Origin of the sequence: Microcoleus sp. MOSTC5 (assembly GCF_036701825.1) — a bacterium.
In the GTDB taxonomy this organism is placed as follows: Bacteria; Cyanobacteriota; Cyanobacteriia; order Cyanobacteriales; family Microcoleaceae; genus Microcoleus; species Microcoleus asticus.
Map to the genome: position 1 here is coordinate 26,125 of NZ_JAUBRK010000009.1, position 22,917 is coordinate 49,041.

Below are 22,917 nucleotides of genomic sequence, written 5' to 3' on the forward strand. Positions count from 1 at the left end.
ACTAATGACTAATTTTTTGGTTTGGCCGCGCGCCACGCTTCTCGCATCCGTCCAAAATTGGTATTAAATTCTTCCCACCCCAGAGTGCTTCCTGAAACTTCTTCATCCCAGGAAGCCGAGAGGACTCCGTAGCTCAATCCCAGAACACCTAGACCAAAACAGCCCATGCTTACCAGCAATACTGCTGTGTTGGGCAGATCGAACAAGTCGTTGCTGACTACCAAATAGCTTACAAAAAATGTGGAAATTCCCAGGATTGTCGGTATGCCGCAGAATACCGCTATGCGGGATATCATGCGTTTGCTGACTACTTCAGGGATGGATTGCGCCTGTTTTCCGGTTTTGTTAGCTTTCGGCTGCTTGTCAGCAGAATCCGACTCTAAGGCTGCGTTTGCTTGGGGTTCTGGGAGCTTTTTAGGCGTTTTTTTACGATTTGTTGCCGGTTCAAAGGGCAAGCGCTTGCGGGGTGGTTCGGAGGACATATTTTATCTCTAACCTGAAATCTCGAACATTTTTCAATAAGTCTCGGTGTTTGTCCAAGATTAAAGAATATTGTCGCAAATTTTGGCTTTGGTGTTTAGCCGCGAATGCCTAGACGCGCAATCAATGCTTTGTAGCGATCGACATTTTGCTTTTGGATGTATGCCAGCAGGCGCTTGCGGCGGCTGATCATCATCATCAAACCGCGCCGGGAGGCGAAGTCTTTTTGGTTGATTTTCAGGTGGGCGCTGAGTTTGGTGATGCGATCGGTCAGCATGGCGACTTGGAGATCTGCTGAACCGGTATCGGTTTCATGGGTTTGGAAGTCGCCCATGATTTCTTGTTTGCGCTGTTGTGTAAGAGCCATGAATTGATTTTAGTTTTTTTTGTACGATGTCACAATCTCCAATGATATCACAGGTGATCGACAAGGGTGCAGCGTGCGGGATGAAATTTTTGCTGCAAGAGTTCGCAAACCGAGATATAAACGGAGGAGACGGCAGTGCCGTGTCCCTACAATCGATCGGGGTAGGGAAACGGCACTGCCGTCTCCTCATCATTCCGGCACAGCCGGAATTGATATTAATCCCATTGCTGGGAAAAGTAAATTGCAACTGAAGCTGTTGAAGACTGGACGATCGGCAACTTCCAGTTTTAATCCCCTTGCGGGGAAAAGTGAATTGCGACTGTATGGTGACGGTTGTAGACCCAGCAGAGTTGTCTTGATAAAGTTTTAATCCCCTTGCGGGGAAAAATGAATTGCGACACATTGCACCTAGCGCAGATCGCACCCGTAATGAAGCGGAGTTTCAATCCCCTTGCGGGGAAAAGTGAATTGCGGCGATAACATACTTACCTATATTACTGGCCTACGCCCTGTTTTAATCCCCTTGCGGGGAAAAGTGAATTGCGGTCGTCTATCTAACTTGATGTACTTAACATCAGGCGTTTCAATCCCCTTGCGGGGAAAAGTGAATTGTGGCGCAATTAATGACCTATCATACTCCACTTTATTGTTTCAATCCCCTTGCGGGGAAAAGTGGATTGCGACAAGGTAAAGCGGGTGTGTTACTAGAAGCGTTAGACACCATGTTTCAATCCCCTTGCGGGGAAAAGTGAATTGCGACTCGGCGATAGCAAGGAGGGCTGGGTAGATAGCTATGTGTTTCAATCCCCTTGCGGGGAAAAGTGAATTGCGACCATGAGGGCGGAGCGCTGGATCAAGTCAGGGAAGGCTAGTTTCAATCCCCTTGCGGGGAAAAGTGAATTGCGACTGTTGTCTGGTATGTGCAAGACGTACAATTTACAGAGTTTAGTTTCAATCCCCTTGCGGGGAAAAGTGAATTGCGACTTTTTATTATAGACTATAAAAATCCTAATAAAGCAAAGTTTCAATCCCCTTGCGGGGAAAAGTGAATTGCGACTCTGAAGCTGGTAAATCACTTCTGTGTTGTAGAGGGAGTTTCAATCCCCTTGCGGGGAAAAGTGAATTGCGACGTGACAAAGCAATCTACATTCAACCTGATTATTGTTTACCAGAGTTTCAATCCCCTTGCGGGGAAAAGTGAATTGCGACCCCTCGTTGTGAAAGCCTTGCGTAGTAAAGGCTCCAGAAGCCGTTTCCGACCGCCTCTGATGCTGAACTCACTTAGGGCCGAAAATCACCTCTCAAAAATCCCTGAAACCTTTACGGGACAAGGGAACGGCCGCCTCGACCAGAGAATCGGTGTTTCAGCCATTTAGCGAGGCTATCGCACAGCTAAATGATTGAAGCGCTAAAACACTGCTCTAATCTATTTAATTTTATAGGTACTGGCGCTGTTTATTTAGATAGTAATTAACACGACAAGTTTGTATTGGCTTGTGTGATTTACAATCACAATTTAGCAATGGCGTAAGGTTAACCTAGATTTCCCTAGCTGTCAAGTGTCAAAAAAAATACTTTAGACAACGATCGAAGTTGGCGCTTGAGTCACCGGCGGGCCAGAACCCCAAGTTTCTACCTGCCCGATCGCCCGCGTTGACAAAGCATAAAAACGGATGTTATCTTCATCCAAATTGACCCGTCCCCGCAGGCGAGTGCGAAACTCCTCAAACTGACGCTGAGACAGGACACACTCAAAAACCATAGTATTGACCAGAAAACTATCGGCTCAAATAGGCGATCGCCTCACGTATCCAATCATCGGCATTACCTTTGGCGCACAAAGTGCTGTCTTGACTGAGGGTTTGCAGCGCTTGCAAGACTTCAGCCGCAGTGTATCCCATCGCCAGCAGGATCATCTCGACTTCTTCTTGAATAGCTGGGGGGACTCCGGCGGCGACTGAAGTTGTCAAACCTGCTTGCTGTCGCCATTCCGAGAGTTTGCTTTTGAGTTCGAGGGCGAGACGTTCTGCGGTTTTTGTACCCACGCCCGGAGTTTTGGCGAGGATGCGGGTGTTACCGCCGACGATCGCCTGGACTAAATCTTGCAATCCTAAAGTATCGAGAAGTGCGATCGCCAGTTGAGCACCGACACCGCTGACACTCGTCAACTGCCGAAACAAATCGCGTTCTGCCGCGCTGCCAAAACCGTACAATACGATTTGGTCTTCCTTAACTTGCTGGTGGGTAAATATTTGGGCGACTTCGCCGGAGGCTGGCAATTGACCGGTCACGCGGGGCAAAATTTGGATTTCATAGCCAATTTGATTGACTTCGAGAGTCAATATGACGCGGTTGCTGCCTTTGGCGATATCGGCGACTGTGCCTTTGAGATAGCTAATCATAGAGTTTATAATACACCGCTATTGGCTTTCATCAAACTCGGCTATGATGCTGCGGATTTCGTTGAGGCTGATATCTGTGCGATCGGATTTTGAGTAAATGGTTAACAAAAGTACGCTGAGGGGCGATTCAATCTGATAAATCATGCGATACCCTGCACTTTTCCCTTTTTGGATGTTGCTGTTTTTCACTCGGACTTTTAAGATGATATAATCTTCGCCCATTCCGGGAATGCGATCGCCAATAAAATTGCCTGCCTGTATTTGTTCAATTACGGGCTGAGTATCTAGCCGGATTTGTCGATACTTTTTGGATAATTCACGCAAATTTCGCTTATACTCAGGCGTTAAATCGATTTGAACTAGATGATCGGATTCATTCGACATCGATGCCCTCCCACATTTGAGAAAGAGGTATTCGCTGTCGGGTTTTAGCTTCCTGCAACGCTCTTTTGAGACTAGCTTTTACTTCTTCAACTGGAGTATCGTCGGGGTCGTCTTCAGCTTCATCTGTAGGTTCGGGAAGAAGGACGATAATTCGCACGGGGCCCGGAGTGTCTAGTGTTAAAGGTCGATCGAGCAATAATTGACCTTTTTCGTCGATCGTTCCTGTGACTTCAAAGGCTTTCATGTGTTTTACCTTGATTTTTTGAAATTAATACTATTATATAACCCTGCACCAGGGAGTTTTTTTTTTTAATTCAAAATAAGATGATGTTTAACCAAAGACAAATCCGTCTTGCCAAAATTCACAACCAAAGCCACATTGAAATTTTCCAACGATTTGACAAACCACATAATTTCATTAGAAGCTTTACCTTCATAGTGATTAAACAAAATAGAAAATCGCTTTTCCAACTCTGGTTTAACTTTGCCCGAAAGTAGAACGAGTTTGAACATTAAACCCATAGTCCGGCTGGCGCCGAGGTTGTACACCAAGTCGTAAAAAACGTAGTGGCTGGGATGTTGGGAATTTTCCACTACTAAGAAGTTGAACAACTGGTGGCAAGTCCGAACTAACAATATATTATTGAATTTCACCGAGTCATTTTCTCGCAATGTATTTTTGATTTGCTTGTACAAACGATCGTTAAATTGACGCCCGCCGTATTCTGGTTCGACCGACGATATTAAATATTCATATAAATCCACTTTAAATGAACCGTAAGATGGAGTTTTTCTGGAATCTCTCAGGAAAAATTGAGCCGCTTCTTTGTAGCTGCGATCGCCTGCTACTACTTTTCCCGCAAATTCCCTGACCGCTAAGTGCAGTTCTGCATCGTTCAAAAGTGTGGGATTAGCTGCCCGCTGCACAATGCCTATTTCTGTATTTCTCGGCTCAACCAAATAATTTAAATATTGAGACAAATGTATTTCAAATTGTCGCTGTCTTTGAAATGCCAGTTTTTTGATAGTTTGTTGGTCTTCCTCAATGCTGTCCTTGCTCAGTAGAGAATGGCCGTACAAATAAGGATACCTACAGATCAATTCGCCCAAAGGAGAATCTGTATCTTGTTTCTGCTGTTCCGCCTCTCTATCTAAGGCTTTTACTAAGCGCTCTATGGTCTGGAATTCTTCACTTTGAGTAAAGAAAGCTATTTGTTCTTGCAAGCGCTTGACTATGTAAAATTCCATCCCGAATCTGGGAGAAGTCTGCTTAAATAAAGCTACCAACTTGGCGATCGCCAAGTGGTTTTGGGAATGCAATTGCCAGCGGTTAATCGGGATGTAGCAGCAGCGGTGGAGGATATATTTAAAGTCGTAATTTGCTCGCTTGACTGATACTATACTGTACAAAGTTGCTTCAATCTCTCGATCGGGATAGCCCATGCCGTCGATAAATAGCTTTCGGAACCGTTCGATCACCTGTGCGGGGGATTCTGTTTCCACGCAGGAGACGATGTGATCGTACAATCTCTGTTCGTTGCTGCCAGTTGGAACACTCTCTGAGGGCGGGGTGAGGATGCTGCTGCCTGCATCGGTGTCTGCGCTGCTGTCTGCAACTTGTGCGACAACGACTGTCGGTTTTTCTTCAAAAGTTCGATCGGGATTCAAGAACCAATAGTGTTCTTGGCTTAATTGTTTGTTCGCAGCCCAATCCAAAGCTGACTGCAAACTTTCCCCTGTCAATAACAGCGATTCATCTTCGCGGTCAGAAGCCAGCCATGCTGCTAGCGCGGAGCGGTACGGAGCCAATTTTCCCAGCTCTTTTTCTACCCAGAACCGATTAAAAACTGACTGATAAATTAGGTTAGAAACTATTAATTTACCGTGAGATTTAACAACCAGTCCTGACAGTTGCAATTCGATTTTTTCGGGAGAGTAATCTGCTGCTACTCCCTGCGATTCCCCCGGTTTTGTTGGCTGGGGCGGTTGCAAAATTTGCTGGTACAGCGTTAACAGCCGTGTGATGTCGCAGTGGCTGTGGAAAATGCGATCGCGAATTGGTGTCAAATGTTGGGGTTCGTCTTCTTCTTCCCAATTTTTAATAATTCTGTGTTTGACCAGTTTTTCAACCTGATGAGCTTCGGAATTTCTGCCAATAAAAGGCCCGTATTCAAGTACCAAGTGGCAAACTTTTTGAGTTAGAAACGGTTGTCCGCCCGTCCAAGCTAATATTTCTTGGAGCACTTTTTGGGGGCGAAAAGCTTTGAGAGCCAATCCTTTTGCTAGCGGCAAACTTTCGTGCAGTTGGAATCGACTTAAATGAATCTGCCGTCCAATATTAAAAGGGTTGCAGCTTGGATCTCGGATCAATGCTGAGGGGGCTACTACTCCCATAACAGCAAAAGTCAGGCGATCGTATTCCGGTTGCTCTGCCCGCTTGGAGTAACAAGCCCGGATCAAAGCAAAAAAATCGCTGGTACTGAAATTTAGGCTGCTGATGCTGTCAATGTCATCTATGAAAATTACCAGATTTTGCTGAAGTGACTTGAGCAAAACTTTTTCGATAAATATCTCCAATCGCTGCACCGGCGATAGCAGTTCGCGATCGTTCCACCACTTGATGGCATCAAACCTGTTTGTGAGGTGCAAACTGCTTGCCATGCGGTACATGATTGCGGCATACCACTTTTGGGGGGAGATATTTGGGCTGCTGATGCTTCTCAAGTTGACGGCCGCAAAAACTGTACCTTCTGCTTGCAACATTTTGGCGGTTTGCACTAGCAGGCTGGACTTGCCCATTTGTGGCGAACTCAACACGTAGCAGAAGTCTCCGGCTTTGATCCCTTCGTAGAGTTCGCTGTCGGCCGATCGCCTGACATAGGTGGGCGCACCGGCAGGCAAATATCCTCCGACTTGATATTGGTAGGTGGAGTTGACTTCTGCTGTCATCTGGGAATTCATCAAGATGCTACGCCCCTATGCTGTGTGATCGAAAGGTTACAAAATTCCAATTATTGCCAGCTTAATATTGTTTAAAATTTTTGTTCCTCTTTCTCTATTATCTACTAGCTCAGCTTTCTCCTGGTCAATCTTTACCGTATCTTTGCAAGCGTTGGCCGCAAATCCTACGATCGGCCTAATTGTACCCCGGCAATTGATTCTTTACGCTCGTTCACATAATTAGATGAATTTTCACCCGATCGAATTGAAAACGCTAAAATGCCCTTTTTTTCACATTTTTTTACAATAATACTTTAAAAATCACTCGGTGGTATGATGTTGCCAGGGAAACTCATAACCGCAGCGCCGTCAACCTTCTGCCTTCAGATCCGCCTGCCGGATGCCGGAGGCAAACGCTGAGCAAGGCTGCCAATAAAAAACCCCAGCGTTTTGCTGAGGACTGCTTGAGTGGGAGATATCGTTAATCTGCGTTTTTTTTAGTTGACTTAGATTGCATGGAATTCCATGCTGCTGACTTTCCCCGGGCTTTCGCGTTCGGGGATTCCTAAGAACAAACTTTTCAGGATGAATCCACAAAAAGTTTAATTCTTAAAGGCGTTGTCAGAGCCCGGCAAACCACTCGCTCAACTATAAAAGTTAAGTCTGTGGCTAATTGTAGAAGATGCGCCCTGATGGCTTAACTACCCGATGGATTAGCACCCTGATGGCATAACTCCCTGATGGATCGGCGCCCTGATGGCTTTCGCTCCACTACCCAAAAGATTCGGGTTGGTAGATGATCGTGGACGTTAGTAACACGTCACTTCCGGCGTTTCCGATCGCAAGCGGGTGTGCCTGTCTGAATTGATTATGGCAGGCAGATTTATCAGAAGACAAGTGGGTTATTGCATCAACCCATTTCTGACAGATCGGGTTAGCCAAAAAGTGTCAATCTACGAAAATCAGGGTCATCGAACATGAAAAACAGCATCTTAGTATTAGGGGTAATTGCCTCGGCTGGCTTCGGCTTTTTCGAGGCAGGCAGCGCCAGCGCTTCTGCGATCGCCCCACAACCTTCATCAACCAGCAGTTTGACGGCTTGGGAGAGTCGTCCCGACTTTAACTACACTGGAACGAATGAGGATGGGGAGCAAGAAGAGGTAAAAACGGGTAAAAACAGGAAATAATTGGCGCTATAGTGTGGTTCGCTGTTGTGCGCTTGTGGTTGTGGTTGTGGTGGCGTTTGTTGTCGCAACCGCCTCGGATCGAGGCGGTTAAAACTCGATCCCAATAATCAGTCTACCTAATCCCGGGGGTGGGGGTCAGTTTCTGAGAACCGTGGATGGGAAAATAAACAGGTAAGGCAAGTCTGTCGGTGCAGTTTCCCCGCCTATAAACTTCCTTACCTTCTGATGTTCGGGATTCGGATCTGGCAAAATCGTATTTCATCTCGTAAAAACCCAATGGAAAATACTCTCGAAACTACCCGCAGACAGCGCGTATTGACAAGAACCCAGGAACGGCGTCAGGCGACACCCAAAGAAAAACAGTTGATTCACCTGCTAGCCAATATGGCTTGCAGTTTGATTAAATACGACTACAAACACGCAGCCGGGAAGGGAACCCTCCCGCCTTCGGAAAGCAAGCGTTTAGCGGAATGGCACTACCTGCGAGTTCAGCAAATCCGCCGGATCGAACGCTCGTTGGAGCCCGTAGCGACCCTCAAGCGGGTTTACTACAAGAGCATCCTCAGTCCGAGGGATCTGAAGTCTTTGAAACTTCTGTGGCTTGAGGACGACAAGAACCGGGTCAAACGGGTCGATCCTGACTTGGACGACATCCTCAGCGAAGCTTTGGATCGGGGAGATACTTTAAAACAGCTATTTCACTCGATCGAAGTCAAAGAACGCACGTTTGCTCCAACTCCTCGCCCCGGCGCCGTGCCGCTTTGGGTCAAAGAGTGGGAAGACTCGGAATATGACATAAACTTTTTTCCGCCTTCGTTCTCTGCATGGGTTTCGATCGTGGACGACTAGCTTCAAGACAAACTCTTTGACATGGCATCGATGGTAAATTTTAGATGGTAGACTTATTTGCTATTGCTGCCATTGGCCAAGAGTGTGCGGGCGTGAGGCTAAACTAGCCGGCGTTGCGCGCAGGCATCCGAGTATAGAGAAGTGAATCGGAGTCAGTACCATTGTACAATGGGGGAAAACCAGGGCTTCAGCTAATAGCTGATAGCTGATAGCTGATAGCTGATAGTTTCTCATGACTGACTCGATTTCAACTTCTCCTCTAGACTCGGCAGCCGATACAGCCGAACTCCGCTCTCAGTTGAGGTCGGGTTCGGAAAAAGCTCAACTGCAACTGCTGCAACAACAAATAGCAGATTCCGGTTGGGATGTATTGATGGAATTTTTATTAGAGCGCAAGTCAGAGGCACCGACTGCGGTAATGGGTAAGGCTTACCAAATTCTTTACAGTGCTAATTCTCCGAGAGCGGCGGAGTTTTTGCAAGCGAATTTTCCGACTGGGCTCGTGCCGCTGCGATCGGACTCTAACATTGATTACACTCCCCTGCAACAATTATTGGCATTACAGGAATTTCAAGAAGCCGATCGCTTAACTTTAGACAAGCTTTGTGAATTGGCGGGTGATACAGCTTTGCAGAGAAAGTGGCTGTATTTTACGCAAGTTGAGAGTTTGCCCGTGGCGGATTTGCAAACAATTAATACGCTGTGGAAAGTTCATTCCGAAGGCAAATTTGGCTTTTCGGTGCAGCGGGAAATTTGGCTGAGTTCGGGCAAGAATTGGGATAAGTTGTGGCCGCTAATTGGCTGGAAGAAGGGAAATAATTGGACGCGGTATCCGCAAGAATTTATTTGGGATTTGAGCGCGCCTAGGGGTCATTTGCCGCTGTCGAATCAGTTGCGGGGAGTGCAGCCGTTTTCGGCTTTGATGGCTCATCCGGCTTGGGTTAAGTGAATGGTTTGGCGCCTTTTGGAGAATGTGGGGCGGGCTGAATGTTCGGCCCCACATTTGTTGGTGAGGGAGTGTTGGATTGAACCACAGCGATTCACACACGTTCCCCCTGTTCCACTGTGCAGGAATTCACAGGCCAGACTCCTGTTCCACAGAGGAAGAGAGGGCATAGGAGCGGGCTTTAGGAAAGTTGGGAAATTTTCTATAATAGACTTCTCCCATCGTTGAAATCCCTTCTCCCGCTTGGTTGCTGGCGGACGGTTCCGGAGAGGATTGTCCGCCAGCAACCAAGGCTTAAATAAGGATTTCAACGGTTTGTCTAATAAGAACTACCCAATTTTATGACCTAATTTTTACTGTTTTTTGTCAGCTTGTAGCGACTTTTATTGACACATAACGATCGCCTGCGCGATCGCCCGCGTAGAATTGGACGGTAGGGCCGATGCGATCGTTTTAAGGCGGGGCGGCGGTTCTGCGGAAGATTTGGCTTGTTTTAATGATGAAAGAGTTGTCAGGGCGATCGCGAATTGTACGATTGCAATTATTACAGGCATCGGGCACGAAAGAGACGACTTTCTCGCCGATTTAGTAGCAGATAAACGACCCCGCACTCCGACTGCGGCGGCAGTTCAATCTCTACCAATATTAGCAGATATTTACTTGGAAAACAAGCAGCGAATGCTCTATTTAGCAAACGCTGTGCGGGCAAGATTTCAGACAGAAGAAGAGCATTGGCAACTGTTACAAAATCGAATTGAAGCGATTATCGATCGCGTGGAATCGGGAGAATTGCCTCTTGAGGAGGTTTTCGAGCAGTTTGCGGTGGCTGTGGAGTGCTTGCAGGAGTGCGAAAAATTTTTGGCGCGGGGGAAGGAACAGATGGATTTGTCGATCGAGCTTTTAGCTGCAGAACCCGATTTTTAAGCGCAGGTGTAGGCGCTCCGCCTTTATAAATAAAAAGGTAATGACACCTTATCAAGCACGAATAGGACTTTCAGCAATGCACCAATCCATAACAACCTGTCCAATCTGTTCCCAATCAGAATGCTTAGATCTATCGACTATTTTTGCAATTTTATGAGGAGTTTCCTTTTTAAGATATTCAACGGTATTACTCAGTGTATTTTCTCCAAAGCCAAGTGATATTTTACATTGACATTCTCCACTATTACTGCATTGCCAGTTAGCTTGACACCAATTATCTATACAACTTGATATATTGGGAATCAGAGAAAGTTTTACTTTCCAAAAAGACTTAATATTAGGATTACTTGCCTGAATAATTTATTTCATTCGAGTTCCTTTCTTGAGATCTAAAAAATATCTAATATCGACTGCACTACTAATATTTTCAAAATATTTTAATGCTTTGAGTCTTTCCTGATTTCCTGAACACAGTTCAGATAAAATTGAGTTAGGTATTAAGTTTTCAATTTCACGGCAATCAAGAATAAAAGTTTGTGTATTTATACAAGTTGAATCGCTCTGAGTTTGCAGGCGAGATGCTGTAGACCCAAGGTTTCCATCAGGAGCAATTTTATCGCTATCTACAATACAAAGGCAAAAGCGTTTTTTTGCTTTCTGAATATTAATATACTCACTAGAAATTGTATTACCACCACCGCCTCTAGGTTCGCATACTATTTGTACATTCCTCTTTTTCCATATAAGATAAACTTTTGCTATAGTTTCGTAAAAAACAGCATCATCACTATTTTCACACAAGAGTATGGTTTTCTGTACTGACTCTGAATCATTAAAAAAACGTGGAGCTACTTGAATAATTTGCTGACCTGAATTCTCAACCACTTGCGGTTCAAGACAAGGATTAACAATTTCAATATACCTCTTTACCACAGAAAGATAAGATCTAAAATTTTGTGTAGCGTGGTTAGATAAGTGTGTGTAAACATTCCTTGTAATTTCAGATAAACGACAGCATCGAGCAATCTTTTTTAAAGTTTTTCTCTCAGCTATTACTAAATGCTTACCTTCACGACGAGCAGTTGCAAGAATTTCTAAAGCCAAAACAGTCTCATCGTCCCAAGTATTTTCTTCTCCCTTATCTACTACAGAGCTATCAATCAAAATTAGCATTTATACAAGTTCCATTTCAAAAAAACCTAGTGGCCAGTTTAAAAGATACCCATCTGAATCGAATTGGGCATTTCTTATGGTTAGTTCTCCCACTTGATCGGATGGCTCAAACAAAACAATGTTAATTTCATCAGGAGAAATTTTACCTTCAGCAATTAATTGTCCTAGGCGATTTACCAATACTTCACTATGAGTTTCAATCATTAAACGTAGATCAATGTTTTTCTCCTTAGCTGTTTTGATTGACTTAACCAAGGCATCTGTTAAAGTCCCTTGCATACGGGGATGAAGATGTAACTCTGGTTGCTCGATAGCGTATGTTATTGTTCCTCTGTTTGCTCGACGAGAGGTTGACTGTACGTTTTCTTTGGAACTTAGTGACCATAATTGAGTAATAACAGGAAGAATTTGAGAAAAACCAAACCCAGTATCAGCAATATTAAGGTTTTTATCCGAATCCTTAGAACATATTGTTAGTGAAATATGGCCTTCGCTCGATTTAATTGATGGCTTAAATCCAAAGTTATCTAAAGTCCAAGCCGAAAAGCTTTCCATTTCTGAATTAGTTAGATTACGCAAAAACATTGCAAGATTATTACCTTGGTAATCCACTTCATCAACCGCTAAATCTTGAGTTCGGTAATAACGCTCTGCTGTAGCTCGTACTGGCCCAATATACCTAATATTCTTGGAGAAGTTCGCTAGCGTCTCATTACATTTTTCAAGAATATAAGGTATTGCATTTGCGATAATTATATCCCTTAGCTCTTGAAAATCCTTTGTCTCTATTGTCCAATCTCTTGTTTTATTTTTCCAGTATTTGCCAGCAAAATTATTTTCTTTAATATATTTTAGCAGATTTTCTGAGTTGCCTAGACCAAAGGAGAATGCCATTTTAATAATAGTCTCTAACTTAGTTGTAGGATAAGCCGTCTCCTCGGTTTTGTCTATCAAGGCTTGAAATAAAGCTCTGAAGCGAGAACGATATCCAATAAAACCAGGAAATAGTGAGGAGATTTTTTCAAAATCATATTCTTTTTTTTGCTCAATTTCAGTAATAGTTGGCAGAAGCAAACTACTATCAAATTTTATGGCAACATATTTACCCAAATTTAAGACGTTAAATGAATTATTAACCAAAAAAATCGTTACAGAATCATCCTCACCCAAATCTAATTGGATTTTTGAATCCTCAAACTGCAAAATAATTCTACTTGTTCTTGTAGTTTTTTTCTCTTTATCTTCTGATACCTGGAGAGTTAAGCTTATATCAAAACTGTTTAAATCCTGTACTCCCGAAGAATGAAAGTAGAGAAAATCTCTATAATAGGTTAATTTTGTTGCGTCTAGCTTGAAGTTAAAAGAAAATTCAATATTGTTATTGTCTTCTGCTCCAGTTTGATGAGCATCTTTAAAATTACCGAAGTCAACTAGGCGACCAGACCAAAGTATTGGCCCAGTTGTTCTAGATTCTAAGCTTTGTTTCAATAGAGGAAGAATACGCAAAAAACTACTCTTGCCTGAACTATTTTGTCCAAGAAGAACAGTTATAGGCTTTAACTGAATATAGCCAGTGTCAGCGAGACAGCGTAATCTTTCCACTTTAATAGAATCCATTCATACCTCTTAATAAGGAATAACTTTAATAGGGTTGTCTTTAATCACGGTTGTAAGTTTGCATTAAGGTAAGTTTTGAAGGGATATCGCAGGAGTCACCAAGTTTTCTGCACATTCCAAAAATAAATCATATCAAACCCAATTGATGACACAGGATTTGATATGAAGCGAATTCTATTAGCCCGGATTTGGTATAGCGCGGTTTCTACAATTTGTCGATCGACCTTTTGGCTTTATCTGTCAGATTTTTCACAGCATCTTTAGCATCTTCTGCTGCGTGGCGGGCGGAGGCTTCCGCTTGTTTGGCTTTGCCTTCAACCTGGTCTTTTTTGTTGCCCGTGATGTTGCCGAAAATTTCCTGAGCTTTGCCTTCTAAATTTTTGCCGATCGCCTTCGCTCTGTCTTCTGCACTCATAATAAGCTCCGTTTGGCAAGTTGCTTTAGTAACATTGTAAAATCAACTCGCCTGCAATTGCCTTTAACTTCATATTAATTTATATTCTGCTTGACCTCGGTCTTCTCCTGATGATTTACTTCCGGCAAAATCGTCACTCAAAAAGCCAAGGATTTTTTTTTGACAACTGTATACATCCGCAAAATTCGTCCTAAAAAACTATTTCAAACTCGCCGCAGCAACTTTAATCGGTTCGAGCAATTCTAACGGCAAATGCAGCATATTCAATTGAGTGCTATCTGCTGCTTTCCTTTCAGGATCGGGGCCGTGATAATCGCTGCCACCAGTTGCCAGCAAACCGTAATGAAGACACAAATCTTTCAACTTTTGGATTTGGCTAGAACTGTGGCTGGGATGGTATACTTCAACTCCCATTAAACCAGCATCTACTAATTCTTTTAAGACTTCCTCAACAGCGCCGCCGCGAAATAAATAAGGGTGAGCCCAAACTGGTACTGCACCGCAACTTCGCAATAAATCAATGCCTTCGACGATCGAGAATTTCTCATAATGAACATAGGCCGGGCCGTCATCTCCCAGCCAGCGATCGAATGCTTCCCGCGATGATTTGGCGTGACCGGCTTTTACAAGTGCAGAGGCAATGTGAGGCCGTCCCGGTGCCATACCTGGAGAGGTTTTTGGCAGTTCGATCGCGTATCCCATTGCTGCTAATTTTTCGACCATTTCCTGCGATCGGCGAAACCTTCCTTCCAGGCGATCGTTCAAAGGAACTCGCAACTTATTCGCATCGGGATAAAAACCTAAAATGTGCAGCGATCGGCCGTTGTGAACTGTACTTAGTTCGAGTCCGGGGACTATTTCGATACCGTGCAAAGCAGCAGCGGCGAAGGCTTCATCCCAACCCGACATCGTATCGTGATCTGTGACGGCCAAAGCGCGAACCCCCGAAGACGCGGCGGCGGCTACGAGTTCCGCAGGGGTGAGAGTGCCGTCGGAATAAGTAGTGTGACAGTGGAGTTCTAGCATTTTTTCTGGTAATAAGTCAAAGTCTGCGAAATCTGCAATTATTCCCCTCACTCACGCGACATATACCGTCCCTGCGATCGACAAGTTTTTGGGTAATTTTAATCTGTTAGCTGTAATAAGTTGTCGCGCCTTTAATTGGGACATTTATGTTTATTAAAAGCTGGCGTGGAGTGGGCATCTTGCCCGCCTTTTCAGTTGAATTTAGATGCAGAACACCTTAGCTATATCTTGATTTCTCGCATTGGGTGAAGGACACCCTCTGGCAATTTGGAAGGAATCGGCGATATTTCAATACTTTGTATGTTGTGAACTGGGATAACTACCAGTTTATCTGCCAATTCGAGAATTATCGGGTCTGCGGTCAACATTTTGTGCAGGCGAGTGCCTAAAGTTGCTTGCTCTCCTACTGTTCCCTCTGGCGCAATGAACTGGAAGTGTTGCTGTTTGCCATTGGTATAGTGGATTGTCAGATCGATAATTCTTTCTTGGTTGGTTGCTTGCATAATTTTTTTTCCCTAACAGTCGATCGGGACTTCGCAAAATTAACAATAAATCAAAACTGGCGATCGCACCACCGTTGGAAAGCTTTTGACCAAACCGGGCTGTCGGTATGAAAGTTCGCTTGCTACTAATTTTATCACAAAAACTGTACTGAAACTCGCCAACTTACCAAGTATACAATTGGCAGTCGCGCTGTCTTTGCTCCTCAAGGCGCGAGATCCTTCGCCAGCAATATCTGTCGATCGGGCTTTCTTCTATGCCACTTGGCAAAGTGGCTCAATTTCGCCTCTGTCGCGACTTGAGTCAAAGCGCTATCAAGTCATACAGCAGAAGCATTTGAGCGCTTTGGTTGTCAAGGTGTTTCCAGGTGGGAACTGTGGAGGTTGAGATAGCGGCATTCTGCTTTCACTGCCGTTGAGGAATTTTTTATAAATTAATAACATAACATTCAGGTACAGCTTATGAAATCCACACTTTGTTTTCCCGAAACTTCTCTTCACTCTAACGCAGTCACTGTTAATAATAATGCTATTGATTCTTGTATCCTTGCAGCTTGGATTGACTTAGTAGGAGGAGATTTTGATAGCTTGGGAGGAGATGATTGGCTTCCATTGTGCGGCGACATTGATGACGGCGAAATTTATCGGGAATGGTTTTTGTGGCAAGACAGCGAAGTAACTCAAGAATGGGAAGCTTACGATCCCATTACTAATTATCGAGTTGTCGCATCTAGCCGAGAAATGATGATTTCTAAAATCGACAAAATAGAAGATGCTAGAAAAATTTAGTCCATCGGGAGAATGTTAAATCTTGATTTTTAACTTTAATAAAATTTGTGTAAACAGACCCGGTTTCTCCGAAAGGCATTAAAGAAACCGGGTTTTTTCGCTCACAACTCCAGGTTTAGGTTGAGCTATACGGGCTAAAACTAATAATTTATGTCGCTACTGCTTTTTGTTTTTCTCGTTCTAATTTGCGCTGCTTCAAGGCGGCAAGATTTTGTTTAATCGTGTCGATCGCAAATCCAGTCCCCTGCTGTTGGTATAATTCGCTGGCACGGAGCAAATCGGCAACAGCCTCGTCATCCGATCGCAAATTCGCAAAAGCCAAGCCGCGATTGTGGTAAGCTTCTGCCAAGGTTGAAACTTGTTCTACAGCGCTGGTAAATTTATCTTTGGCTTTGCGGTAATTTCCCGACTGATAAGCCTCAATTCCTTGTTGAAAATAAACGGAAGCTTTACTACCGCTGTCGGTATCTGGAAATTCTGGGTAAGTTAAAATGGGTTCTTTAAAGAGTACAGAAATGCTGCCCTTGCCGAAATAAGCCCAAGTCATTGTTCCAAACCCAATCCCCAGCACGAGGGCAACAATGACAGACAGAGCAATAAAATTGGTGAGTTCCATAGAGCAATATTTGTTGTATCTTAATATGATAAGATAATTTCTAACTTCTTGAACAATGGCGGCGCGGATTTACCTCAAGTGGAAAGGCTTTTTCGGTTTGCTAGCTTTAGTATTGTCGATCGGCTTAATTACTGCAACTGCAACTTCTGACGCAGCAACCAACGCGCAAACTCAAGCAGGGTGGCAATTGTTGCAGCGGGGCGAGACGGGGCTGGTGGTAGCAATGCGACACGCGATCGCCCCTGGTACGGGAGATCCTGCTAACTTTAAGTTAGGCGACTGTTCCACCCAGCGCAATTTATCAGCACAAGGAAGAACCCAAGCCAAGCAAATTGGAGCCGAATTTCGCAATCGCAACATCAAAGTTGCCAGAGTTTTATCGAGTCAGTGGTGTAGGTGTTTGGAAACAGCAAAACTGACAAATTTAGGCAAAGTCGAACCGTTCCCAGCACTGAACTCGTTCTTTAGCGACAGCAGCAAAGAAGCCAGACAAACAGCAACACTCCGCAAGTTGATTCTTGACAACCGCAACACTAAAGGCGCGATTATTCTGGTAACTCATCAAGTAAATATTACCGCGATTACTGATATTGTTCCGCAAAGCGGCGAAGCTGTGATTCTCAAAGGATCTCGACAAGGTAAAATCCAAATAGTCGGACGAATTGGAGGATTTTAAAGAGATAGAAAGTTATAATATTACTGATTACCGATTGCTAATTACCTATTACCAATTTATATGAGTTTCCAATACAGCGCCGCCCTAGTGACTTTAGCAGACCTTGATAAAGAAGTTCTTGTGAAATTTTACACAAAATTTCTCGACATAGAACCAAACCCCTACATTCCCAATACTTATGCTGAATTTCAACTCCCAGGCTTAAGACTCGGCATATTCAAACCCAAAGATTCCCACAAATCGGAATTTACAAATCGAGCCAAAACAGGCATGAGTTTGTGTTTGGAAGTTAGCGATATCGAAACTGCGATCGCCCGAATTTGGGCTTTAGGTTATCCGCCCGCCGGAGAAATTATCAAAACTTCTCACGGTTTAGAAATCTATGCCTTCGATCCCGCCGGCAACCGCATAATTCTACATCAATTCCATGAGAATGTAGGATGATGGCTAATTATTGGTGAACTCTCGATCTTCTCTTCGCGTCCTTCGCGTCTTCGCGGTTAGTTCAAAAAAACATCTAGTTCACAACCCGCTGAGGATTGCTATATAAGTTATACAATTGCTTCACGACCTTCGCAATGAGATTGTCAAACCTGCCTCTACAAATCAAAACTGCCTTAACTATCTAATCAGTTCAGCAAAACTATAAAAACTGATTATTAATAACAACAAGGCTGTCAGATGAGTTAGTTGAAATTGAGGCCGCGGGCCCATGGATTCCCGCACCAGAATTGAAAAAGACGAACCAATTATATAACTCAAAGACAGCGTTAAATACTGCCACTCCAATGTTACACTCCACAGCACAAGCAAAATCATCGCCAAAGTCAACATCACCAACTCAACAAAGCGAGGCGGATCGTGCTGAGTAGACAGAATCAAAGTGTCCAACCAATATTGCCAAGGTCTCATTTTTTAGCGATCGAGCTTTTGGATTTTGCCTTCTAGCTTAACCTACGATCGCCACTCAGTTTGTTGCTGCAAACACTTTAAAGCCTCCGCCGTCTCAACCTGCGGAAATTGCCCGTAAAAGCGACTGACACTGTAAAAAGGGTCTGGGGTTTCCAAAATAATCGACTTATCGCCCATTTCGGCCAAAAATCCCATCAATTCTACCGGGGCGACAGGCGCACAAATCCACAAAGCCGCAGGTTGCTGCGACTGCAAAGCCAGCGCCGCCACAGCCATCGTCATCCCCGTAGCAATGCCATCGTCCACCACAATCGCCAAAGCCCCTGTCGCGCTGACATTGGGGCGTCCTGCAGATAAATCCGTCAGCAGAGATTGAGCATTATTTTGAGCCACGGGCAGTGCTAATTTTTGCAAGCGCAAATTGTGCTGCTTTTGCTTTTGCCAGAGAACGTGGCCGTCAGCAGTTGCAGCCCCGATCGCCAATTCTAAATTATCTGGGCGAGTAATTTTCTTGGCGACAACCACATCCAAAGGACAGCCCAAGCGGCGCGCAATCGGCACAGCAACTGGCAAACCTCCGCGCGGCAAGGCGTAAACAATCGGTTTTACAGCCTCCTGTGCCGTTAAATTCAACTTGCCGAGCTCGCCCAGAACTGCCTCGGCCAGTTTTTCGCCTGCATCGGCGCGATCGTCAAAAAACGGGTTAGAGAACATATTTTTGCCTGTACGAGCTCAACGAAATAATGTGAGACTTGCGAGTATTAATTTGAGATTGTGCGATCGACAGCATCGCATACAAGCTTCTAGCCAATCTCAAATCACCAAACCCGATCTAAACTATAAACTCTAGACTCAAAAAAATCTCCCTAATTGTAAAATTTATGTCCAGCGACTTGCAACTGAGCCTTTTTGACAACAATCAAAGTGCCACTTTCCAAACTGACTCAATACCAGCAAATGCCAAAATTCCCATTCCTCCCGGCACTTATCAAAATATGGAACAAATCGGCGAGCACTGCAACCGCTGTCACCGCTGCGAATTAGGCAATACCCGCACTCACGCTGTCATCGGGCGCGGCAATCCTCAAGCCTCAATTTTGATTGTGGGAGAAGCGCCCGGACAAAACGAAGACGAAACCGGATTGCCCTTCGTCGGGCGATCGGGCCAACTGTTAGATAAGATTTTAGAATCCGTGGGATTGAGTGCAGAAACCGACGTATTCATTGCCAACGTCATCAAATGTCGCCCTCCCAACAACCGCCCTCCGACAGCAAAAGAAATCGAAGCTTGCAAACCTTACTTGCTCGAACAAATTCGCATCTTAGACCAGAAAATTATTTTATTAACTGGTGCAACAGCCCTGAAAGGTTTGCTAAGCGACAAGCGACCAATTAGTAAAATCAGAGGTCAATGGATTGAATGGGAAAATCGTTTGTGTATGCCGATATTTCACCCATCATACTTGTTGCGAAATCCCTCCCGCGAACCGGAAACTCCGAAATGGTTTATGTGGCAAGATATGCAGGCTATCAAGGCTAAATTGGATGAATTAAAATAGCCATTGTAATGAATTTTTGTGGTTGCTTTGTAGGGCGTGTTCACCAAAAATCTCCAATTCCCACCCACAATCTACAAAAACCAGCCCCCACTCAACCTAAAATTCGTGAATTTTCTTACACCTTTGTTCTGAACAGGCAAGATGCCTGTTCCACACACAAAGACTAAATTTTATTACACCTTTGTTTTGAACAGGCAAGATGCCTGTTCCACAATCACAATTATTTCTTGTGGGGTGGGCGTCTCGCCCGCCCAAAAATACAATTTAGTTGCGGGACAACTTATTTTTTGCCTGACAATCGCGCAACCACAAACGAATAGCCTGAGCAATTTCGCTTTCACTATCTTGGCCTAATAAAGGACGAATATCCGCCGCAGTACCAAACCGAGAAACGATTTTTGCCAACTCCCATCCGTTCTCCGTTTTAGTGAAAAATAACCAATGATATTGCTGAATTTCGACTCGTTCTCCCCCGCGATACTGCCGTTCCAAAGTCGTAATGAAAACTTGACTGGCATTTTCAGGGAGTGCATCCCCAGAATTTAAAGGTAACGGTTCAAACTCCGGGCGACCGGCTAAAATTATTTGAGGCAGCGCGTAACCGGACGGTGTGTTAGTGTTAGGAGAAAAGTGCGATCGCACAATTACGCGATTAGCATAACTCGGCAAATCTTGCAAGAGGCGATCGACCAAAGTTTCTAAATCAGCGGGACAGGGCGATCGCACTAACAAACCATACCGACTGGCATTTATACTGTTAGCATGAGTTTTCACAAAATTAACTGCCACAGTCGGAGTTGCAACCGCAGATATCAGCAGATAAACACACATGAACGCAGATAAAATTCCATCGGCGTTCATCGGCGTTTATCGGCGGTAAAAAACAACATTCCTATTGTTACTCCAACTCTTCACAAATACGCCCAAAAGCCGCCACCGGATCGTCCGAAGCAGTAATCGGCCGCCCAATCACCAGATAATCCGCACCAGCTTTCAAAGCAGCCTTCGGAGTCATCGATCGCCTTTGATCGCCCCCATCGGCCCATTTCGGACGCACACCGGGACAAACTAACACAAAATCATCCCCGCAACTCATTCTTAACTGTTCCACTTCTTGCGGAGAACAAACAGCCCCAGCTAAACCCGTTTCCTTAGCCAACAATGCCATGTGCAAAGCATATTCCGGCAACTCCAAAGGTATTTTCAACTCAAAAGCCAACTGTCGCGAATTCAAACTCGTCAACAGAGTAATTGCAATCAACTTAGGACTCGGTTTATCCACAGCCGCTGCCCCTTCAGTCAAAGCCAACTGTGCCGCTTTTAAAGCATCTTTACCACAAGTAGAATGGATAGTCAATAAATCCACATTGTACTTAGCAGCAGCCCGACAAGCACCAGCCACAGTATTCGGGATATCGTGAAACTTCAAATCGAGAAAAATCCGCTTTTCCCGCTGTTTTAAAATTTCCAAAATCCCCGGCCCGGAACTCACAAACAGTTCCAAACCGACTTTCCAGAAAGATACTTGCGGCAGTTTGTCCAGAAGTGCGATCGCCTCTTCTTGACTCGAAACATCCAAAGCAACAATAATTCGATTATCAGCGTTCATCAGCGTTCATCTTCAGTATTCATCTGGGGTTAAAAAAGAGATTCAAGACACCAATCGCACAAACTTATTCTTCCCAACCTGCAAAACCTTACCGCCTAAATCAGCAGGTGATTCAAAAGTAAGATTAACATCAGAAACCCGATCGCCCTCCAGCTTCACCCCACCGCCCTGCATCAACTTCCGCGCATCACCGCTGCTTTTACAAAGCCCGCTAGCACTCAGAATATAAAACAACTTAGCCGGAAACTGGACGTTTGCCAAAGAAAACTCCGCCACAGCATCAGCTTGTCCCGCAGCACCTTTAACCAGCGCAATTGCATCTTGTTGTGCGCGATCGGCCGCTTCTTTCCCGCGATACTGGCGCACCACATCCACAGCCAAAAGTTTCTGTTTTTCTCGCGGATTTTCTGGCAATTCATCAAGTGGCAAATCTGTCAATAGTTCAAAATACTGGGCGATCGAACTATCAGCAATTTTCTCCAACTTAGAATACATCGTCAGCGGGTCTTCCGACAAACCCACATAATTGCCCAAGGATTTCGACATCTTCTGTACGCCGTCAGTCCCGATCAAAATCGGCATCAGCAAACCAAACTGCGGTTTCATCCCAAAATGTCGCTGCAAATCTCTCCCCACCGCAATATTAAACTTTTGGTCGGTTCCCCCCAATTCAACATCCGCTTCCAAAGCCACCGAATCGTAACCCTGCATTAGTGGATACAGAAACTCATGCAGATAAATTGCATTTTCCTGCTGCATCCTGTTATCAAATCCCTCTTTAGCGAGCATCTGCTGCACCGTCATCGTCCCCAGCAGTTCCAAAATCTTCGCTAAGTCCAATTTCGACAACCACTCGGAGTTGTAGCGAATTTCCAAACGTCCGGGCGTGTCAAAATCTAGAATCGGACGCACTTGGTCTAAATAAGTCTTGGCATTTTCCGCCACTTGTTCGGCCGTCAACTGGCTGCGCATCTCCGACTTCCCGGTCGGATCGCCAATTCTTGCGGTAAAATCTCCGATCAGCAGTACGGCTGTGTGACCAGCATCCTGAAAAGCTCGCAGCTTGCGGACGCAAATGCTGTGTCCCAAGTGAATGTCACTCCCTGTCGGATCAATTCCCAGTTTGACGCGCAAGGGTCGATCGACTTTTGCCAGCAGTTGGGCTAAATTTTCGTCAGGGTTGCTAGAATCAGGTCGATCTGGAAAAATCTCACTGACGCCGCGGTAAAGCGCTGAAAGGTTAGGAGTTATCATCGGGGAGCGATCGTCCATCATATTTTGCCAAAGTGCAGCAGAATTAGTTACACTCACTGGTTGACGCATAAAAACATAACTATCAAGCTACTATAATCCCAAAGCTGATCGGCTTTCATTAGCTGACCCCGCCCAAAAACGGATACCAGCCCCGACAACAGTCGTGGAGATCCCCAAATTTTAGACTCTTGTTCAAACTCCCAGATTCATCTGTGGAATAAATCTAAAATCTAAAATCTAAAATCTAAAATCGACTGACTGTCTCTAGGGTTCGCATCTAAAATTAAAAGTC

28 protein-coding genes and 1 CRISPR repeat array are annotated in these 22,917 nt (G+C 44.6%); of the genes, 10 read left to right on the top strand and 18 right to left on the bottom strand.

The genetic code is table 11. The features are described 5' to 3' along the window. Positions 1 to 8: 8 nt before the first annotated feature. Positions 9 to 482 (bottom strand): PAM68 family protein, encoded by a 474-nt coding sequence (locus QUA54_RS06365; protein ID WP_333413867.1) that lies wholly within the window; start codon positions 480 to 482, stop codon positions 9 to 11. Between the two features lie 95 nt (positions 483 to 577). Next, positions 578 to 847, bottom strand: coding sequence for a 30S ribosomal protein S15 (rpsO, locus tag QUA54_RS06370; protein WP_333205659.1), 270 nt, complete (start codon positions 845 to 847; stop codon positions 578 to 580). 26 nt (positions 848 to 873) lie between these two features. On the opposite strand from rpsO, the gene QUA54_RS34400 reads away from it, so the two are divergent. Continuing rightward, positions 874 to 1,098: a hypothetical protein gene (locus QUA54_RS34400; protein WP_445301531.1), complete on the top strand. Its 225-nt coding sequence runs from the start codon at positions 874 to 876 to the stop codon at positions 1,096 to 1,098. 33 nt (positions 1,099 to 1,131) lie between these two features. Continuing rightward, positions 1,132 to 2,047: direct repeats of the CRISPR family, unit length 27 nt; unit sequence GTTTCAATCCCCTTGCGGGGAAAAGTG. A gap of 376 nt (positions 2,048 to 2,423) precedes the next feature. Here QUA54_RS34400 and QUA54_RS06375 read toward each other — a convergent pair. The 5 genes from QUA54_RS06375 to QUA54_RS06395 all read right to left on the bottom strand — a co-directional run bounded on the left by QUA54_RS06375 (position 2,424) and on the right by QUA54_RS06395 (position 6,582). Then, positions 2,424 to 2,609: a CRISPR-associated endonuclease Cas2 gene (locus QUA54_RS06375; RefSeq protein WP_333413868.1), complete on the bottom strand. Its 186-nt coding sequence runs from the start codon at positions 2,607 to 2,609 to the stop codon at positions 2,424 to 2,426. Between the two features lie 16 nt (positions 2,610 to 2,625). Then, on the bottom strand, positions 2,626 to 3,249 hold the full coding sequence (ruvA, locus tag QUA54_RS06380; protein ID WP_172186984.1) for a Holliday junction branch migration protein RuvA: 624 nt from the start codon (positions 3,247 to 3,249) through the stop codon (positions 2,626 to 2,628). A gap of 18 nt (positions 3,250 to 3,267) precedes the next feature. Then, the gene (locus QUA54_RS06385) at positions 3,268 to 3,633 is read right to left on the bottom strand and encodes a type II toxin-antitoxin system RelE/ParE family toxin (RefSeq protein WP_333413869.1); all 366 of its coding nucleotides are present in this window, start codon (positions 3,631 to 3,633) and stop codon (positions 3,268 to 3,270) included. Beyond that, a complete protein-coding gene (locus QUA54_RS06390) occupies positions 3,623 to 3,877 on the bottom strand; it encodes a type II toxin-antitoxin system RelN family antitoxin (RefSeq protein ID WP_333413870.1) in 255 nt (84 codons plus the stop codon). The genes QUA54_RS06385 and QUA54_RS06390 overlap by 11 nt, the downstream gene beginning before the upstream one ends. A gap of 65 nt (positions 3,878 to 3,942) precedes the next feature. Next, positions 3,943 to 6,582 carry an AAA-like domain-containing protein gene (locus QUA54_RS06395; RefSeq protein ID WP_333413871.1) on the bottom strand — a complete coding sequence of 880 codons (2,640 nt, stop codon included), beginning with the start codon at positions 6,580 to 6,582 and terminating at the stop codon, positions 3,943 to 3,945. A 968-nt stretch (positions 6,583 to 7,550) separates the two neighbouring features. Here QUA54_RS06395 and QUA54_RS06400 point away from each other — a divergent pair. From QUA54_RS06400 to xseB, 4 genes are all read left to right on the top strand, one after another. Further along, on the top strand, positions 7,551 to 7,760 hold the full coding sequence (locus QUA54_RS06400) for a hypothetical protein (protein ID WP_333184120.1): 210 nt from the start codon (positions 7,551 to 7,553) through the stop codon (positions 7,758 to 7,760). A gap of 276 nt (positions 7,761 to 8,036) precedes the next feature. Then, on the top strand, positions 8,037 to 8,609 hold the full coding sequence (locus QUA54_RS06405; protein ID WP_333184117.1) for a hypothetical protein: 573 nt from the start codon (positions 8,037 to 8,039) through the stop codon (positions 8,607 to 8,609). Positions 8,610 to 8,841: 232 nt separating this feature from the next. Further along, positions 8,842 to 9,558 carry a GUN4 domain-containing protein gene (locus QUA54_RS06410; protein WP_172186979.1) on the top strand — a complete coding sequence of 239 codons (717 nt, stop codon included), beginning with the start codon at positions 8,842 to 8,844 and terminating at the stop codon, positions 9,556 to 9,558. Between the two features lie 423 nt (positions 9,559 to 9,981). After that, positions 9,982 to 10,479, top strand: a complete 498-nt coding sequence (gene xseB / locus QUA54_RS06415) for an exodeoxyribonuclease VII small subunit (RefSeq protein ID WP_445301532.1) — start codon at positions 9,982 to 9,984, stop codon at positions 10,477 to 10,479. Between the two features lie 360 nt (positions 10,480 to 10,839). Here xseB and QUA54_RS06420 read toward each other — a convergent pair whose 3' ends face one another. From QUA54_RS06420 to QUA54_RS06440, 5 genes are all read right to left on the bottom strand, one after another. Further along, entirely contained in the window at positions 10,840 to 11,652 is an 813-nt protein-coding gene (locus QUA54_RS06420) for a hypothetical protein (protein ID WP_333413872.1), read from the bottom strand. Next, positions 11,653 to 13,269 (bottom strand): AAA family ATPase, encoded by a 1,617-nt coding sequence (locus tag QUA54_RS06425; RefSeq protein ID WP_333413873.1) that lies wholly within the window; start codon positions 13,267 to 13,269, stop codon positions 11,653 to 11,655. A 205-nt stretch (positions 13,270 to 13,474) separates the two neighbouring features. Further along, positions 13,475 to 13,684, bottom strand: a complete 210-nt coding sequence (locus QUA54_RS06430) for a CsbD family protein (RefSeq protein ID WP_172186973.1) — start codon at positions 13,682 to 13,684, stop codon at positions 13,475 to 13,477. Positions 13,685 to 13,882: 198 nt separating this feature from the next. Beyond that, entirely contained in the window at positions 13,883 to 14,710 is an 828-nt protein-coding gene (locus tag QUA54_RS06435; protein WP_333164884.1) for a PHP domain-containing protein, read from the bottom strand. 221 nt (positions 14,711 to 14,931) lie between these two features. Further along, on the bottom strand, positions 14,932 to 15,213 hold the full coding sequence (locus QUA54_RS06440) for a hypothetical protein (protein WP_333255661.1): 282 nt from the start codon (positions 15,211 to 15,213) through the stop codon (positions 14,932 to 14,934). An 85-nt stretch (positions 15,214 to 15,298) separates the two neighbouring features. Here QUA54_RS06440 and QUA54_RS06445 point away from each other — a divergent pair, with 85 nt between their 5' ends. Together QUA54_RS06445 and QUA54_RS06450 are read left to right on the top strand one after the other, a co-directional pair. Continuing rightward, positions 15,299 to 15,598, top strand: coding sequence for a hypothetical protein (locus QUA54_RS06445; protein WP_333413874.1), 300 nt, complete (start codon positions 15,299 to 15,301; stop codon positions 15,596 to 15,598). A 74-nt stretch (positions 15,599 to 15,672) separates the two neighbouring features. Next, positions 15,673 to 15,999 carry a hypothetical protein gene (locus QUA54_RS06450; RefSeq protein ID WP_333413875.1) on the top strand — a complete coding sequence of 109 codons (327 nt, stop codon included), beginning with the start codon at positions 15,673 to 15,675 and terminating at the stop codon, positions 15,997 to 15,999. A 148-nt stretch (positions 16,000 to 16,147) separates the two neighbouring features. On the opposite strand, the gene QUA54_RS06455 is transcribed toward QUA54_RS06450, so the two are convergent. After that, entirely contained in the window at positions 16,148 to 16,615 is a 468-nt protein-coding gene (locus tag QUA54_RS06455) for a hypothetical protein (protein WP_333191133.1), read from the bottom strand. A gap of 55 nt (positions 16,616 to 16,670) precedes the next feature. Here QUA54_RS06455 and QUA54_RS06460 point away from each other — a divergent pair, with 55 nt between their 5' ends. Beyond that, complete coding sequence (locus QUA54_RS06460) at positions 16,671 to 17,291, top strand: histidine phosphatase family protein (RefSeq protein ID WP_333413876.1); 621 nt, start codon at positions 16,671 to 16,673, stop codon at positions 17,289 to 17,291. A 60-nt stretch (positions 17,292 to 17,351) separates the two neighbouring features. Next, positions 17,352 to 17,735: a VOC family protein gene (locus tag QUA54_RS06465; RefSeq protein WP_333413877.1), complete on the top strand. Its 384-nt coding sequence runs from the start codon at positions 17,352 to 17,354 to the stop codon at positions 17,733 to 17,735. Between the two features lie 177 nt (positions 17,736 to 17,912). Here QUA54_RS06465 and QUA54_RS06470 read toward each other — a convergent pair whose 3' ends face one another. Both QUA54_RS06470 and QUA54_RS06475 read right to left on the bottom strand, forming a co-directional pair. Beyond that, a complete protein-coding gene (locus tag QUA54_RS06470; RefSeq protein ID WP_333199497.1) occupies positions 17,913 to 18,203 on the bottom strand; it encodes a hypothetical protein in 291 nt (96 codons plus the stop codon). 42 nt (positions 18,204 to 18,245) lie between these two features. Then, positions 18,246 to 18,917, bottom strand: a complete 672-nt coding sequence (locus QUA54_RS06475; protein WP_333413878.1) for a phosphoribosyltransferase family protein — start codon at positions 18,915 to 18,917, stop codon at positions 18,246 to 18,248. A gap of 167 nt (positions 18,918 to 19,084) precedes the next feature. On the opposite strand from QUA54_RS06475, the gene QUA54_RS06480 reads away from it, so the two are divergent. After that, positions 19,085 to 19,762 (top strand): uracil-DNA glycosylase, encoded by a 678-nt coding sequence (locus QUA54_RS06480; RefSeq protein WP_333413879.1) that lies wholly within the window; start codon positions 19,085 to 19,087, stop codon positions 19,760 to 19,762. 264 nt (positions 19,763 to 20,026) lie between these two features. On the opposite strand, the gene QUA54_RS06485 is transcribed toward QUA54_RS06480, so the two are convergent. Genes QUA54_RS06485 through tyrS form a run of 3 tightly spaced genes read right to left on the bottom strand, consistent with a single transcriptional unit; the run spans position 20,027 to position 22,646 of the window. Beyond that, positions 20,027 to 20,623 (bottom strand): hypothetical protein, encoded by a 597-nt coding sequence (locus QUA54_RS06485; protein WP_333413880.1) that lies wholly within the window; start codon positions 20,621 to 20,623, stop codon positions 20,027 to 20,029. A gap of 37 nt (positions 20,624 to 20,660) precedes the next feature. After that, positions 20,661 to 21,371, bottom strand: a complete 711-nt coding sequence (gene pyrF, locus QUA54_RS06490; protein WP_333413881.1) for an orotidine-5'-phosphate decarboxylase — start codon at positions 21,369 to 21,371, stop codon at positions 20,661 to 20,663. Positions 21,372 to 21,413: 42 nt separating this feature from the next. Beyond that, complete coding sequence (tyrS, locus tag QUA54_RS06495) at positions 21,414 to 22,646, bottom strand: tyrosine--tRNA ligase (RefSeq protein ID WP_333413956.1); 1,233 nt, start codon at positions 22,644 to 22,646, stop codon at positions 21,414 to 21,416. Between the last annotated feature and the right edge of the window lie 271 nt (positions 22,647 to 22,917).